Raw genomic sequence first — 15,532 nt, forward strand, 5'->3', positions numbered from 1 at the left:
GCCGACGGCCCCCCGCCCCGGATGCCCGGGACGGGAGGCCGTCGGTGCGTGCGGTGGATCAGGCGACGGGGGTGACCCGCACCTCGGTGAAGCGGACCTCGACCGGCGCGGTCGCGCTGCCCGAGAGGTACCCGCCGAGGGTGATCCCACCGGCGACCTGGAGCGCCGCCGTGGAGTCGGTGCGCACCACCGTCGGCGTCGTCGGCTCCGGGGTTCCGGTGGCCCACACCGTCAGCGACAGGTTCGTCGTGCCGGTGCCCGAGGCCACGACCCGCACGTTGAGCTCGGTGCCCGGCGTGTAGGTGAGGCCGGGCAGCAGCGCCTCGGAACCGATCAGCACCTCGTCGGTGCTCCCGGTCAGCTTGACCAGCGACACGCGGACGCTGCCGTCGGCCAGGACGCGGACCCGCGCCTTGTAGCCCTGGTTGGCGTCGAGCTGGCGGGCGCCGACGTAGACCATCGCCCCGCCGCCGGTGGGCACCGACGACATGGTGAAGGCGGTGCGCACGTCGGCGTCCGTCCGGCCGATGGGCAGGATCGACCCGGTGTTGGTGCCCTTGCCCATGGCGAGGACGGCGGCACCGCCGGACACGGACTGGCGGGACGCGCCGGCCCACGCCGACCAGACGCCGCCCAGGTCGGCGGTGCCCAGGGCACCGGTGACCGCCCGCTCGAAGGCGTCGGCCGCGACCGGCGCCGGGGTGCCGGGCTGCTCCGGGGTGCCGGGCTGCTCGGGGGTGCCGGGCTGCTCGGGCGCCGTGACGGTGACCGTGCGCGTCGTGGTGCCGACGGCACCGCGGTCGTCGGTCACGGTGAGCCGGACGGTGTAGGTGCCGGCCGCGGCGTACGGGTGGCCGGCGGTGACGCCGGTCCCCGTGCTGCCGTCACCGAACTCCCAGGCGTAGCTCGCGACGGTGCCGTCGGAGTCGCGCGACGCCGAGGCGTCCACGGCCACCGAGAGACCGGTGACCACGGTGCCGAACTCCGCCGTGGGGGCCACGTTGGCCGGCGGGGTGACCGGCGGGGTGACCGGCGGGGTCACGGGGAGCGCACCGATCGGCGACGCGGTCAGCTCGGCGAACCGGAGCTCCACCGAGGCGGTGGCGCTGCCCGAGAGGTAGCCGCCGAGGCTGATCGACCCGGGCACCTGGAGGGACGCCGTCGAGTCGGTGCGCACCGCGGTCGGCGTGGTCGGCTCGGCCGAGCCCGCCGCCCACACGCTCAGCGACAGGTCGGTCGTGCCGGTGCCGGACGCCTGCACCCGCACGTTCAGCCGGGTACCGGCCGTGTAGGTCAGCCCGGGCACGAGCACCTCGGAACCGATCAGAGTCTCGTCGGACGAGCCGGCGAACCGCACCAGGGCGGCCCGCACGCTGCCGTCGGCCAGGACGCGGACCCGCGCCTTGTAGGCGGTGTTCGTGTCGACCTGACGGGCACCCACGTAGACCATCGCCCCGCCGCCGGTGGGCACCGACGACAGCGAGAAGGACGTGCGGACGTCGGCGTCGGTCTGGCCGATCGAGCCCAGCGCGGAGCCGGTGTTGGTGCCCTTGGCCATGGTCAGGACGGCGTCGCCGCCGGTGACCGACTGCCGCGAGGCACCCGCGTACGCCGTCCAGGGACCACCGGCGTCGGCGGTGCCCAGACCACCGGTCACCGACCGGTCGAAGGCGTCGGTGGCGAGCATCGAGCCGGTCACGGTGATCGAGCGCTCGACGGAGCTGGTGGCGCCGTCGTCGTCGGTGACCGTGAGGGTCACGGTGTACGTGCCGTCCTCGGCGTACTCGTGCGTGGCCTGCGCGCCGCTGCCGGTGGCGCCGTCGCCGAACGCCCAGGCGTAGGAGACGACGGTGCCGTCGGTGTCGGTGGACGCCGCGGCGTCGAAGACCCCGGTGCGGCCGGAGCCGGCGATGCTGAACGCGGCCGTGGGGGCCTCGTTCGGCGGCGGCGCGACGACGCTGACCGTGCCGGTGCGGGTGTCGGTGGCCCCGCGGTCGTCGGTGACGGTGAGCTGCACCTGGTAGGTGCCGGCCTCGCGGTAGGTGTGCGCCGGCGTCGCGCCGGTCCCGCTGGTGCCGTCACCGAAGGTCCAGGCGTAGGAGGCGATGGTGCCGTCGGTGTCGGTGGAACCGGTCGCGTCGAAGGTCGCGTCCAGGAACGACGCCGTCGAGGTGAAGGCGGCCGTCGGGGCGACGTTCGCCGCCGTCCCGGTGCGGCCGACGGCCTCGTGCGCGGCGATCCGGTCGGCCGGCAGCGCGGTCGGGTAGATCGCGACCTCGTCGATCGAGCCGGAGAAGGTCGACGACCCGCTCCACACGTTGTCGGCACCGATCCGCCAGTAGCCGTTGTAGGCCTGCGCCGACGTGGTGTCGGTGCGCCCGGCCACCTGCTTGCCGTCGACGTACAGGACCATGCCCTGCGCGCCGAGCGTGCCCGCGACGTGGTGCCAGGCGCCGTCGTTAACCGCGGTCGGGCTGGTGACGACCCGGGTGCTGCCCGGGTAGACGCCGAAGTTCACCCGGCCGTTGGTGTCGAGGTACAGGTGGCGGTCGTAGCTGCCGCTGGTGGTGGTGGCCTGGTCGCCGAAGCCGACGAGCCGGCCACCGGCGCGCGAGGTGGTCTTGACCCAGGCCTCGACGGTGAACGTCTGCGGGCCGGGGACGGCCGCGCGGGTCGAGGCGAAGGCCGACCAGGTGCCGTTCAGGCTGACCGCGGTGTCGCTGTCCCCGCGCAGCGCGCCGGCCTGGCCGCGGCCCACGCCGGTGCCCGCGGTCATGTCCAGCGGACGGCCCAGGTTGTAGGCGGCCGTGCCGGAGGCCTCGCCGAGCGACCAGTGGTCGCTGGCGCCGTCGGCGCGCACCACGTCGGCGTACGGGCGGGCCGCGCCGCCGGTGGCGACGGTGGCCGTCGTCCAGCCGGAGGTGGCGACGTTGCCCGACGGGTCGGTGGCCGTGACGCGGTACCGGTGCGTGCCGGCCGCCAGGCCGGTGTCACCGACGCCGATGGTGGGCTTGTTCCACCAGCTCGACGCCTGGGTCACCGTGTGGATCGGGGCGACCTCGTCGTCCCGGTACACGCGGTAGGTCAGGTTCTCGTTGTCCATGTCGTCGGTGGTCTTCCACGCGACGCGGACCGCGCCGGCACCCACCGCGGTGACCGTGGGCTCCATGCCGGTGGCGGCGGGGCCGGTCGTGTTCGGGGCGATCGACGGCAGCGCGAAGCGGACCAGGCCCTGCTGGTTGGTGCCGTTCACCCGCGGGAACTCGCCGGCGTAGGCGACGTACTGCTCGTTGCCCTCGACGGTCCAGCCGGCCTGGTACTGGCCGGTGACGCTGCCCTGGGAGAACGAGGGGTACCAGTGCAGCAGCGCCGGCGCGGGCTTGCCGCTGAAGTTGGCGTTGGTGAAGCCGCCGACGATGGTCCGGGTCGGGGTCAGGCCGAACGCGTTGCCGTGCTTCCAGACCTGCGACGGCGCGGAGTCCGCCCAGCCGCCGATGTAGTCGCAGCGGTGCATGTGCGAGGCGATGTAGAGCACCTGGCTGGTGGCGAAGTTGTCGTAGTTGTCGCCACGGCAGTAGGCCGCGAACCGGAGGTCACCACCGTTGGCGTTCGCCGCGAAGGTGCCCTCGAGGTTGCCCGGGCCGCCGAAGTCGTAGGCGCTGCCGAAGACGGTGTCGCCGGTGGCCGACAGGCCCCAGATCGCGGAGCTGGAGCCCTGGTTGGTGATCAGCTTGTTGACGGCGAACGGCCGCGTCGCGCCGGTGACCGCGTCGAGCGCGCCGACGCCGGTGGCCGCGGTGCCGTTCAGGCTGGCGAACCGTCCGCCGGCCACGACCTGGGCGCCACCGCTGGTCACGACGAGCGCGAGCACCTCGTTGCTGCCCTTGGTCGCGGAGGCACCCGGGACCGGGGCCCACGGGAGCAGCGCGCCGGTGGACGCGGAGACCGCGGCGAGCTTGGTCCGGCTGGCCCCGCCGACGGCGGAGACGCTGCCGCCGAGGTAGACCGCCGAGTCGGTGGCGGCGAGCGCGCGGACCTGGCCGCTGACGCTGGGCCGGAAGTCGGTGGCCAGCTGGCCGGTGGCGGTGTCGTAGGCGGCGATCCGGTTGCGGACCTCGCCGTTGGCGCGGGTGAAGTCACCACCGACGAAGATGCGGCGGCCGTCCGGGGTGGCGGTGATCGCCAGCGCCTGGCCGTTGAGGTCGGGCGCGAAGGAGCTGATCAGCTCACCGGTGCGGATGTCGTAGGCGAGCAGGTTGTTGCGGACGACCTGCTGCGTGCCGGCGCGGGCGCCGGCGGGGCGCGCGGTCGCGAACTTGCCGGCCACGTACACCGTGTTGCCGACGACGACCTGGTCCCAGGCGACGCCGTCGATCTGCACGGTGGGCAGTCGGGTCGGCCGTCACGGTCACCGGCGTGGCCGGGTTCGCGGGGTCCAGCGGCGCGGAGTCCGCCGATGCGGCCGGTGCCATGAGGCCGACGGCCCCGCTGACCAGGAGGAGCGCCACTCCACCCGAGATCGAGCGCCGGGCAGTCCCCGGAGCACGTGCCGTCATCGTCTTCCCCCATGGCTCAGCCGCGGGGAATCCCCATGATCCCCCCGGACGGGCCGACACTAAGCGTGACGATCACGCTCACGCCAGGTTGCGACCGTCACCCGATCAGGTGCATCGGCGCAGGTCAGCGGCTCGTAGCCCGATCACGCCCTGTGCAGGACGGCGGCATTTCTCACCGTGCGTGACGGTCCGCTCCCGGGCCGCGACGGATCCCCGGTGTGTCATCTCGCGCCGGCCCGCCGGGCCCGGAAACGGCGGCGGCCCGCACCGGCCCCCGTGCGGGGGCGGGTGCGGGCCGCCGGGACGTGCGCGCTCACCCGGACGAGGGGGTGGCCCCTCCCCGGGAGGGGACGGCGGACCCGCACGGAGTGCCGCACCATGCGCGCGACGACGTGCACCGTGGTGTCCCCCGGGCTGACGTAGCAGCGGGGCAGGGTGAACCGGTCGCCGGGCTCGTAGTCACCGGTGACGCAGGCGTGGTCGTACCCGGCGGCGCGCACGGCCTCGGCGGCGGCGTCGTCGTAGCTCCCGTAGGGGTAGCAGAACCCGGGGACCTCGGCCTGCAGCACGTCCTCGAGCACCCGCCGGCTCTCCCCCACCTCGGCCGCCAGCGCCCCCGGCTCCGCGCCGGCCAGCCGCGGGTGGGTCATGGTGTGGCTGCCCACCTCGTGTCCGGCCGCCGCGACCGCGCGCACCTGGTCGGCGTCCACGATCGGCAGCCGCGGGCCGTCGTCCCACTCGTTGACGCCGCCGAGCCGGCCGGCGACGACGTAGAGGGTGCCGGCCATCCCGTACCGCTCGAGCAGCGGGACGGCGTGGTCGAGGAAGTCGGTGTAGCCGTCGTCGAACGTCAGCCCGACCAGCCCGCGGGCGCGGCCCTGCTCCTGCGCGCGGAGCAGCTCGCCGAGCGGGACGCCGCGCAGCCCCAGCCGGGAGAGCAGCCTCAGGTGGCGGGCCAGCCGGTCGGGGTGCACGCGGAGCGCGTGCGGATCGGGCGCCGTCGAGGGGCTGATCGAGTGGTACATGAAGACCGGCGGGGTGACCGTGCGGTCGCGCCCCTCGGTCGTCGGTCCTGCGTGTCCGGGCACGGGGATCCCTCCTGGGACGTCTCTAGGGGGCGGCGACGACGGCGCGGTCGTCCCCGACCAGCGCCCGCAGCTCGCCGACCAGCTCGTCGCGGTAGCGCTCGGGGGCGTGCCGGCGGCGCGCCTCGTCGGCGTCGGCCAGCGCGGCCCGGGCGTATCCGGCGCGGTCGGCGACCACCCGCTCGACGGCGTCGGCCCACGCGCCGACGTCCCCCGGCGGGAGCGCCTGCACCGAGGCGTAGCCGGCGGCCGCCTCGCGCAGCCCGCTGGAGTCGCTGACCAGCAGCGGGCGGGCGGCCAGGACTGCCTCCACGGTGGTGAGGCCGAAGGACTCCTCGGCGATCGACGGCACGAGGACGACGTCGGCAGCCCGGAGGTGGTCCCACACGTCGGCGCGGAAGCCGAGAAAAGCCACCCGGTCGCCCAGGCCCGCGGCCGCGACGGCCGCGTGCAGTTCCTCCTCGAACCACTCGTAGCCCTCGAAGACCGAGCCGACGAGGTCCAGCCGCGCGTCGACGCCGCGGCGCACCAGCTCCTCGAGCACTGCGACGGCGACCTGCGGGCCCTTGCGCGGCGACAGCCGGCCCACGACGAGCAGCCGCAGCGGGCCGTCGGTGCCCGCGTGCGCGGAAGACGCCTCGCCGGGCGCCGTCACGGCGTTGTAGACGACGGCGGCGCGCCTCCGCAGCCGCGGCGCGACCTCGCAGAGCACGTCGAGGGTGAACCGGCTGTTCGCGATGACCCGGTCGGCCAGGACCGGCGCGAGCGCCATGCCCCGGCGCAGCAGCCGCGGCTGCGACGCCTCCGCCTCGTGCACGTGGCACAGCGAGGGGCTGCCGGCCAACCGGGCCAGCAGCGGCCAGGACGGCAGGGTGAGGGTGTTGACGTAGACGCCGTCCCGGCCGTGCCGGCGGATCAGCCGGACGGCGGGCAGCGCGCCGCGCACCGCGTCGGCCACCAGCCGCAGGAAGCCGCGCGGCCGCATCGCGGCGTTGCGGAGCACCGGCATCCGGCACTGCACGACCCGCAGGCCGCGCGCCTCGAGCTCTTGGACGAGCGGCCCCGGGCCGGGCAGGACGACGGTCACGTCGAACGCCGTGGCCAGCGAGGACGCCGAGTCCAGCAGCACCCGGTCGGCGCCGTAGAGCTCGGCTCCCGGGTGGGCGACGAGCACCCGCCGGCGGCCCACGGTCAGGCCCCGGAGCCGGTGAACACCATGAACGGCGCGCCGGCCTGGTACCCGACGGAGAGGGTCACGAGGTCGCGGTCGCCGGCGGGCACGGTGAAGACGTACACGCCCTCGGCGCTCTCCCCCGGCTGCAGGACGCCGGAGAACGGCGCGGTCGACGGGTCGTTGATCGGCGAGGCGGGCAGCTGCTCCTCGCCGTGTGCCAGGTCGACCGCCACGCCGTCGAGCGGCACCGGGCCGCCGGTGCCGTTGGTGATCCGCACGGTCACCCGCAGCGCCGGGCCGGAGATGTTGCCCGGGCCGACGCCCGTGGCGTCGACCGCCTCCAGGGAGACGACGTCGGCGACGACCCCGTCCCCGGCAGCGGCCTGCTCGTCGAACCCGACCGGCGCCAGGGTCGCCGGGAGCTCGGTGGCGTCCTCGGTCGGTCCGGCGGGCTCGGGGGTGACCGGCGCGGGCGCCAGCTCCGGCGGCGCGCCGGAGGTCAGCGGCGCCTCCGTCGCGTCGGCGTCCTGACCGGACGCGCTCATCGTCCCGTCGTCGCCCGGCGCGAGCGCCAGCCCGACGGCGACGAGGACGGCGACCAGCAGCGCGGCCGCCCCGGCGACGACCAGCCGCCGGCGGCGATCGCCGCCGGAGATGCGGGAGAGCAGCGTCATCGGGGCAGCCTCGTCATCTCGGTGAACCACTTGATCGAGGCGAGGGCGAGGAAGCCCGCCGCCGCGAGGAACAGGAGCGTGTAGGCCGGGACGAACAGCCCCGGCGCGCCGTACAGCACGAACAGGCAGGCCAGCAGGCCGTAGTCCGTGGGCAGCGTGAGCAGCGACCGGCCGATGCCGGCCGGCTGCGCGGTGGGCTGGGCCCGGGTGGCGACGCCGTGCTGCGCGCGCAGCGCCTCGTTGAGCATCGTGGCGAAGTAGGTGACCGCGTCGACCAGGCAGTAGCCCAGCGGCACCAGCAGGACCACCGGGTCGACGACGTCGAAGCGGTAGAGGCCGATGACCAGCGCGAGGTGCAGCCCGGAGGACTTCACCGCGTCGACCATGTGGTCGAGCCACTCCCCGGCCGGCGAGCCCCCGCCGCGCAGCCGGGCCAGCTGGCCGTCGGCGGCGTCGAAGGCGTAGCCGAGCACCAGGCACGCGGTCAGGACCAGGCCGAGGGTCCACGACGGCTCGACGGTGGCCAGCAGCACGAGCGCCGTGGCGGTGAAGACGGCGCTGATGCCGGTCACCGCGTTGGGCGTGAGCCGCGCGTGGAAGGCGACCGCGGCCAGCAGCCGGCCGAGCTTGCGGTTGACGAAGCGGGAGTACGCGGGTGCGCCGGCCGCGCCCTTCTGGGCACCGGACAGCCGGCCGAGCGTCTCGCGCAGGCTCTCCTCGGGCCGCGGCGGGGCGAGGGTGCTCACTGCTGCGCTCCGCGGATCGGGATGACCGGCGTCGTCGTCCCCGGGTGCGCGACCGGGTTCACGACCGGGGGCACGACCGCGGTCGTGGTCCGCGGCTCCGGGATGCGCAGGGGGGCCGGCACCGCCGTCGGCAGCCGCCGGCCGTTCGGACGACGGGTCGGGAAGTCGCGCCGGGCCAGGGCGAGGGCCAGCTTCTCGTAGCCGGTCGCGACCTCGTCCCAGTCGTAGCCGGCGGCCAGGTCGCGGGCCCGCTTCCCGGCGATGCGGATGCGGCGGGGCTCGGCCTCGGCGGCGTCGACCAGGGCGGCGACGTCGGCGGGGCTGGTGAAGTAGCGACCGGCGTCCTCGACGACCTCGCGGTTGAAGTCGCAGTCGAACGCCAGCACGGCGGTGCCGGCGCCGATGGCGCGCAGCAGCGAGGGGTTCGTGCCGCCGACGCAGTGGCCGTGCAGGTAGGTGTAGGCGTTGGCGTAGAGCTGGTCGAGCTGCTCCTGGTCCCAGACGCCGCCGAGGAACCGGACCCGGTCGTCGGCCGCGGCGTGCACCTGCGCGGTGTAGGCGTCGGAGTAGGGCGCGGAGCCGACCACGACCAGCGGCTTGGTCGCGCCGCTGCGGGCGTAGCCCTCGACGATCACGTCGACGTGGTTCTCGGGCTCGAAGCGGGCGACCACCAGGTGGTACTCCCCCGGGGTCAGGCCGAGCTCGGCCAGCCGGTCGGCCCCGGGCTGGATCAGCGGGGCGCCGTAGGTGAGCAGCGTGGTGGGCGCGCCGAACTCGTGCCGGTAGTAGTCGGCGATGCCGACGGCGTCGGCGATCAGCGCGTCGGACCAGCGCACGGCCAGGGCTTCCGCGGCGCGGTAGTACCGCTGGCCGACCGGGCCCCACTTGGCGCGCTTCCACTCCAGGCCGTCGACGTGCGTCGCGACCGGGATCCGGGCGGCCCGGAGCGCCGGCAGCAGCGGCGAGTTCGCGGCGTTGAAGACGAACGCGGCATCGGTGCGGTGCCCCAGCAGGTGGCCGACCGACAGGGCCGAGTGGCTCAGGGTCTCCAGCGCCCGCTTGTGCGCGGCCGGCAGGTGCACCAGCTCCATGCCCAGGTAGCGGTCGGGCCGCTCGGTCTCGTCCCGCCCGGTCCGGCAGTAGACGACGACGCGGTGCCCGCGGTCGGCCAGCCGGCGGCCGACCTCCTCGACGGCGGTCTCGAAGCCGCCGTACCGGGCGGGAACACCTCGGGTGCCCAGCATGGCGATGCGCATCGTGGTCCGTCCGTTCGCTCGTCCGCAGCCGGTGGATGCGGCCGCTCCGGCGCGCTGTCACGCACCGCGAATCAAGGATCGCGGCCCGTAGCCGCGCGCGCGTCGTTCCGGCGGACGCCGTCACCCTGCGGGGTGACCCCCGGACGGGGTGGGTCAGTAGGCCCCGGAGCGGTTGAGGACCGCGCGCGTCGTCTTCCAGAGGATCAGCATGTCGAGGGCGAGCGACCAGTTCTCCACGTACCGCAGGTCCAGGCGCACGGCCTCCTCCCACGGCAGGTCGCTGCGGCCGGAGATCTGCCACAGGCCGGTGAGGCCCGGCTTCACCAGCAGCCGGCGGCTGACCGACGCGTCGTAGCGGGCGACCTCGCCCGGCAGCGGCGGCCGGGGGCCGACGAGCGCCATGGTGCCGCCCAGCACGTTGAACAGCTGGGGCAGCTCGTCCAGCGAGAGCCGGCGCAGCCAGCGGCCGACCGGGGTGACCCGCGGGTCCTCCCGCATCTTGAACAGCAGGCCGTCGGAGATGTTGTCCGCGCGGATGTCCTCGAGCCGCTTGTCGGCGTCGACGACCATGCTGCGGAACTTCAGCATCGTGAAGGCCTGGCCGTTGATGCCGACGCGCTCCTGGCGGTACAGGGCGGGCCCGGCGCTGGTCAGCCGGACGGCGAGCGCGATGCCGACGAGCACCGGCGAGAGGAGCAGCAGCGCGAGGCCGGCGGCGCAACGGTCGACGGCGCCCTTGACCATGCGCCGCCAGCCCTCGAAGCGGGGCTGCTCGACCGAGAGCAGCGGCAGGCCCTCGAACGGGCGGATGTGCAGGCGGGGGCCGGCGACCTCGATGAGGCCGGGGGCGACCAGGAGCTCGACACCGCTGCCCTCGAGCTGCCAGGACAGCTGGCGCAGGTACTGCGCGGCCGTCTCGCTGGCCGAGGTGACGGCGATGGTGTCGGCACCCAGCCGGGCGGCCAGCGCGACGACGTCGTCCAGGCCCTCGACCGGCACGTCCACCAGGCCGGCGACGCGGGCGCGGTCGGCCGGCGTCACGCAGAGACCGACGACGTCGAGGCCGGCGTAGCTCTCCCGGCGCACGCGGTCGGCGAGCTCCAGGACCGCGCCGCCGCGGCCGACGACGATGACCCGCTTGCCGCAGCGGCCCCGGGCACGCAGCCGGCGGAGGTAGGTGCGCGCGGCGTAGCGCGCCACGAGGGTGGTGAGGGTCAGCGCGGGGACGCCGACGACGACCAGCGCGCGGCTGAGGTCCAGCCCCGCCGCGTAGGAGACGAAGCCGGCGACGGCCAACAGGACCAGGCCGGCGCGGCCGACGGTGCGGTACTCGTCGCTGCCGGTGCCGAAGACCCGCTCGGCGTGCGCGCCGCAGGCCCAGAGCAGCAGCGGCCAGGCCGGCACCAGCGCGACGGAAGCCCAGAACAGCGAGGGCTCGGGCGGCAGCCCCTCGGGGCGGGTGAGGACGACGCCGGCGCCGATGGCGGCCGCGGCGAGGGCCTCGAAGGCGGCCAGCGCGAGGGCGTAGGTGCGCACCCAGGGTGCGGTGGCGATCCGGGTGAGCGGGCGGGCCGGCGTCACGGTCGTCTCGCGACGCGGGGCCGGGATGAGGTCCAGCCCGGTGCTCAGCGCTTCCTTGTCCACCAACACGTGTGCTCCCCCGTTACGCAGTGTGATTGCGTCAACACACGAGGGGTGCGGCCGTCAGGCCGACGAACAGGACGTTCTCCCCCGAGTGCAGTCCTCGATGCGCGGACAACACTCACAGTCCGTCACCGGCAGGGTCAACACGGACGGGGCCTCTTCACCCTTTCGGGAGCACGGAGAGTGACCGATCGGCGAGCTGGGCGGCTCAGCTGCGGGGGTGGACCTCGTTCTGCGCGGCCTCCAGGCCGCGGGCGAGCAGTGACTCTGCGGCGTCGGCCGCGTCGACGAGCAGAAGGTCGAGCTCCTTGCGCTCGGTCGCGGAGAAGTCCTTGAGCACGTAGTCGGCCGGGTCCTGGCGGCCCGGGGGGCGGCCGATGCCGACCCGCACGCGCAGGTAGTCCTTGGTGCCCAGAGAGCGGGTGATCGAGCGCAGGCCGTTGTGGCCGCCCTCGCCGCCGCCCCGCTTGAGCCGCACGACGGCGAAGTCGATGTCGAGCTCGTCGTGCACCACGACGAGGTCGGTGGCCGGGAGCTTGTGGTAGTCGAGCAGGCCGCGCACCGGGCCGCCGGACTCGTTCATGTAGGTGAGCGGGCGGGCGAGGACGACGCGGCGGCCGGCCAGCCGGCCCTCGCCGCTGACCGCCCGCGACCGGGCGCCCTTGCCCGGCGAGAGCCGGATGCCGGCGCGCTCGGCCAGCAGGTCGAGCACCATCGCGCCCACGTTGTGCCGGTTGCCGGCGTAGCCGGGCCCGGGTGTTGCCCAGCCCCACGACGAGGAAGGGCCCCTCGCTCGGAGCGGACGCCGCAGGGGCGCCGGCAGTGCCGGCGCCCCCGCGGGTCGTGCTGTCGGTCAGCGGAGGCCTCAGTTGTCCGCGGACTTCTCGGCCGAGTCCATCGACTCGCCGCTGCCCTGGTCCTGCGGCTCCGGGACGACGTCGCCGTCGGCGTCGGACTCCTCGCGCTCGATGCCGGCCTCGGCCTCGGCCTCGGCGAGCTCGGCCTCCAGCGCCTCGGCGGTCGGGGCGCCGAGGAAGCCGATGACCAGCGCCTCGGGGTCGGTGATCAGCGTCGAGCCCGAGGGCAGGACGAGCTCGCCGGCGGTGATGTTCTGCCCGGCGGCGTGGCCGGTGATGTCGACCTCGATGGCCTCGGGCAGCTTGGTGGCGTCGGCCTCGATGGAGACGGTGTTGAGCTGGTGGTTCGGGATCGAGTCGGGGGCCGGGTCGCCGACGATGACGATCGGCACCTCGACGGTGGTCTTCTCGCCGCGGCGGACCAGCAGCAGGTCGACGTGCTCGTGCTGGCGGGTCAGCGGGTCGCGCTGCACGGCCTTGGTGAGGGCGAGCTGCTCCTTGCCCTCCAGGACGACGGTCAGCAGGACGTTGCTGCCGCCGTTGCGCAGGGCCGCGGCGAACTCGCGGGCCGGCAGCGACAGGTGCACGACGTCCTGGCCGTGCCCGTAGAGGACGGCGGGGATGCGACCCTCGCGGCGGGTGCGACGCGCGCTGCCCTTGCCGAACTCGGTACGGGTCTCGGCGTCGAGCCGGAAGTCAGCCACGGTGATGTGCTCCTAGGTATCGGGTCTGTGCGGGCCAGGCGCGAACGCACAGCACCCCGGAGAGCACAGCACGTCGATAACGGAACGCTGGGCGTTCCCTCGCCGGGCAACGCGAGCCAGGGTACGCGACTGGCGACGACCACCGCGCAGCGGTCCGTCCGAGCGGGGGCCCGGAGGGCCCCCGAGGACGGACGTGCCGCAGGACGAAGACGCCGGGACAGGAGCTGCCCCGCGAGGCCGTCGCGGCGAGCGGGGCCCGGAGGGTCCCCGAGCCACGGCGGGTACGCGCTCAACTCAGCCGGGGAACGGCTCCTGGCCGCGGTCGGAGCGCGGAGCGCGACAGATCAACTAGCTCCGTCGAACAAGGAGGTGACCGAGCCGTCCTCGAAGACCTCCTTGATCGCCCGGGCGAGCAGGGGGGCGATGGAGAGGACCGTCAGCTTGTCGAAGCGGCGGTGCTCCTCGATGGGCAGCGTGTTGGTCACGATGACCTCGCTGACCTTGCTGCTGGAGAGCCGCTCGACCGCGGGGCCGGAGAGCACGCCGTGCGTGGCGGCGACGATGACGTCGGCGGCGCCGGCGTCGAAGAGCGTCTCGGCGGCCTTCACGATCGTGCCGCCGGTGTCGATCATGTCGTCGACCAGGATGCAGACGCGGCCCTCGACCTCGCCGACGACGCGGTTGGCGACGACCTCGTTGGCGACCAGCGGGTCACGGGTCTTGTGGATGAAGGCCAGCGGCGTCCCGCCGAGCTTGTCGCTCCAGCGCTCGGAGACGCGGACGCGGCCGGAGTCCGGGGAGACGACGGTGATGTCGCGGTCGCCCCAGCGCTCCTTGACGTGGTTGATCAGCAGGTCGAGGGCGAAGAGGTGGTCGACCGGGCCGTCGAAGAAGCCCTGGATCTGCGCGGTGTGCAGGTCGACGGTCATCAGCCGGTCGGCGCCGGCGGTCTTGAACATGTCGGCGACCAGGCGCGCGGAGATGGGCTCGCGGCCGCGGTGCTTCTTGTCCTGACGGGCGTAGGGGAAGAACGGGGCGACCACGGTGATCCGCTTCGCGGAGGCGCGCTTGAGCGCGTCGACCATGATCAGCTGCTCCATGAGCCAGGTGTTGATCGGCGCGGTGTGGCTCTGCACCACGAAGGCGTCGCACCCGCGCACCGACTCCTCGAACCGCACGAACAGCTCGCCGTTGGCGAACTCGTAGGAGGCGGTCGGGGTGGGGGTCACGCCGAGGTGGCCGGCGATCTCGCCGGTCAGCTCGGGGTAGGCCCGGCCGGAGAAGAGCATCAGGCTCTTGTTGGTGGTCTGCCGGATGGCGCTCATCGGGTCTGCTGCCCCTCGTCGTCGTGCGCCCCGGGGTCGGGGGCGTCCGCTCGCCCTTCCGCGGCTGCGGCGGCCTCCGCGGCCGGGGATCCCGGCCGTCGGCGTCGGACCCACCCTGCCACATTTCGCTGGGTGGCCCGCGCCACGCCCATGGCCCCCGGGGGGACGTCGTTCGTGATGACCGACCCGGCCGCGGTGTAGGCGCCGTCGCCGATGGTGACCGGCGCCACGAGCATGCTGTCCGACCCGATCCGGACGTGGTCCCCGATGGTCGTGCGGTGCTTGGCCACGCCGTCGTAGTTGACGAAGACGGTGGCGGCGCCGATGTTGGCGCCGCGGCCGATGGTCGCGTCGCCCACGTAGGAGAGGTGCGGCACCTTCGACTCCTCGCCGACCTCGACGTTCTTGATCTCGACGAAGGCGCCGGCCTTGCTGCCGCGGCCCAGCCGGGTGCCCGGGCGCAGGTAGCTGAACGGGCCGACGGTCGCGTCCGGCCCGATCTCCGCCCCCAGGCAGTGCGAGCGGACGACGCTGGCGCCGGCCTCGACGGTGCAGTCGACCAGCGTGGTGTCCGGGCCGACGACGGCGCCGGTGGCGACGGTCGTCGTCCCGAGCAGCTGGGTGCCCGGCTGCAGGACGGCGTCGGCGGCGGCGGTCGCGGTGACGTCGACCCAGGTGGTCTGCGGGTCGACGACGGTGACCCCGGCGCGCATCAGGTCGTCGAGCACGCGGTCGTTGAGGGTGCGCCGCCGCTCGGCCAGCTCGCGGCGGTCGTTGCAGCCCAGGACGTCGTCGGGGTCCTCGGCGCGGACCGCGGCGGTCGGGGCGCCCTCGGCGACCAGCGGCGCGAGCGCGTCGGTGAGGTACTGCTCCCCCTGCGAGTTCGCCGTCCCGACGCCGGCCAGGACGCGGCGCAGGGTGGCGGCGTCGGCGACGTAGACGCCGGCGTTCACCTCGCGGATGGCGCGCTGCTCGGGGGTGGCGTCGCGCTCCTCGACGATGGCCTGCGGGGCTCCGCGGCCGTCCCGGACGATGCGGCCCAGGCCGGTCGGGTCGTCGACCTCGGCGGTGAGCACGGTGAAGACGCTGCCGGCGGCGTCGTGGGCCTGCACGAGGTCGCCGAGCGTGCGGCTGGTCAGCAGCGGCGAGTCCCCGTTGACGACGAGGACCGACCCGTCGAGCTCGGGCACCGCGGCGAGGGCGACCTCGGCGGCGTGCCCGGAGCCGAGCTGCTCCTCCTGCACGACGGCGACGGCGCCGGGCGCGACCTCGGCCAGGTGCGCCGCGACCTGCTCGCGCCCCGCCCCGACGACGACGACCGTGGTGCCCGCCGCCAGCGGCGCGGCCGCGGCCAGCACGTGCCCGAGCAGGCTGCGGCCACCCAGGGTGTGCAGCACCTTCGGCGTCGAGGACCGCATGCGGGTGCCCTGGCCGGCGGCGAGGACGACGACGGCGGCGACGCGCGGCGTCCCGGCGGGAGCGGACGGCGGGTTTTCCTGCGGGGGCACGGG

The 15,532-nt window shown here is 74.7% G+C and carries 11 protein-coding genes; all 11 read right to left on the reverse strand.

Annotated elements, in window-relative coordinates; all coding sequences use genetic code 11:
* Positions 1–58: 58 nt before the first annotated feature.
* Entirely contained in the window at positions 59–4,381 is a 4,323-nt protein-coding gene (locus JKP76_RS23125) for a PKD domain-containing protein (RefSeq protein ID WP_309232795.1), read from the reverse strand.
* A 396-nt stretch (positions 4,382–4,777) separates the two neighbouring features.
* Complete coding sequence (locus JKP76_RS01740) at positions 4,778–5,644, reverse strand: polysaccharide deacetylase family protein (protein ID WP_200489319.1); 867 nt, start codon at positions 5,642–5,644, stop codon at positions 4,778–4,780.
* 22 nt (positions 5,645–5,666) lie between these two features.
* A complete protein-coding gene (locus JKP76_RS01745) occupies positions 5,667–6,815 on the reverse strand; it encodes a glycosyltransferase family 4 protein (protein ID WP_309232796.1) in 1,149 nt (382 codons plus the stop codon).
* Positions 6,816–6,832: 17 nt separating this feature from the next.
* Positions 6,833–7,489, reverse strand: coding sequence for a hypothetical protein (locus tag JKP76_RS01750; protein ID WP_200489320.1), 657 nt, complete (start codon positions 7,487–7,489; stop codon positions 6,833–6,835).
* Positions 7,486–8,235: a CDP-alcohol phosphatidyltransferase family protein gene (locus JKP76_RS01755; RefSeq protein WP_200491218.1), complete on the reverse strand. Its 750-nt coding sequence runs from the start codon at positions 8,233–8,235 to the stop codon at positions 7,486–7,488. The genes JKP76_RS01750 and JKP76_RS01755 overlap by 4 nt, the downstream gene beginning before the upstream one ends.
* Positions 8,232–9,491, reverse strand: a complete 1,260-nt coding sequence (locus tag JKP76_RS01760; protein ID WP_200489321.1) for a DUF1972 domain-containing protein — start codon at positions 9,489–9,491, stop codon at positions 8,232–8,234. The genes JKP76_RS01755 and JKP76_RS01760 overlap by 4 nt, the downstream gene beginning before the upstream one ends.
* A 153-nt stretch (positions 9,492–9,644) precedes the next feature.
* Positions 9,645–11,141, reverse strand: coding sequence for a sugar transferase (locus JKP76_RS20000; RefSeq protein WP_309229455.1), 1,497 nt, complete (start codon positions 11,139–11,141; stop codon positions 9,645–9,647).
* 202 nt (positions 11,142–11,343) lie between these two features.
* Entirely contained in the window at positions 11,344–11,850 is a 507-nt protein-coding gene (pth, locus tag JKP76_RS01775; protein WP_242471149.1) for an aminoacyl-tRNA hydrolase, read from the reverse strand.
* Positions 11,851–12,000: 150 nt separating this feature from the next.
* The gene (locus JKP76_RS01780) at positions 12,001–12,696 is read right to left on the reverse strand and encodes a 50S ribosomal protein L25/general stress protein Ctc (protein WP_200489322.1); all 696 of its coding nucleotides are present in this window, start codon (positions 12,694–12,696) and stop codon (positions 12,001–12,003) included.
* 344 nt (positions 12,697–13,040) lie between these two features.
* Complete coding sequence (locus JKP76_RS01785) at positions 13,041–14,021, reverse strand: ribose-phosphate diphosphokinase (RefSeq protein WP_200489323.1); 981 nt, start codon at positions 14,019–14,021, stop codon at positions 13,041–13,043.
* A complete protein-coding gene (gene glmU / locus JKP76_RS01790) occupies positions 14,018–15,529 on the reverse strand; it encodes a bifunctional UDP-N-acetylglucosamine diphosphorylase/glucosamine-1-phosphate N-acetyltransferase GlmU (RefSeq protein WP_309229453.1) in 1,512 nt (503 codons plus the stop codon). Before glmU ends, JKP76_RS01785 begins: the two co-directional genes overlap by 4 nt.
* Positions 15,530–15,532 lie beyond the last annotated feature (3 nt).

It is taken from the genome of Blastococcus sp. TML/C7B (genome assembly GCF_016612845.1).
Lineage (GTDB): Bacteria > Actinomycetota > Actinomycetes > Mycobacteriales > Geodermatophilaceae > Blastococcus.

What these genes read in the sequence shown, in the direction of transcription:
- JKP76_RS01750 (WP_200489320.1), bottom strand. Translation starts at nt 7,489, where the DNA reads ATGACGCTGCTCTCCCGCATCTCCGGCGGCGATCGCCGCCGGCGGCTG.
- JKP76_RS01760 (WP_200489321.1), bottom strand. Translation starts at nt 9,491, where the DNA reads ATGCGCATCGCCATGCTGGGCACCCGAGGTGTTCCCGCCCGGTACGGC.
- pth (WP_242471149.1), bottom strand. Translation starts at nt 11,850, where the DNA reads ATGGTGCTCGACCTGCTGGCCGAGCGCGCCGGCATCCGGCTCTCGCCG.
- JKP76_RS01785 (WP_200489323.1), bottom strand. Translation starts at nt 14,021, where the DNA reads ATGAGCGCCATCCGGCAGACCACCAACAAGAGCCTGATGCTCTTCTCC.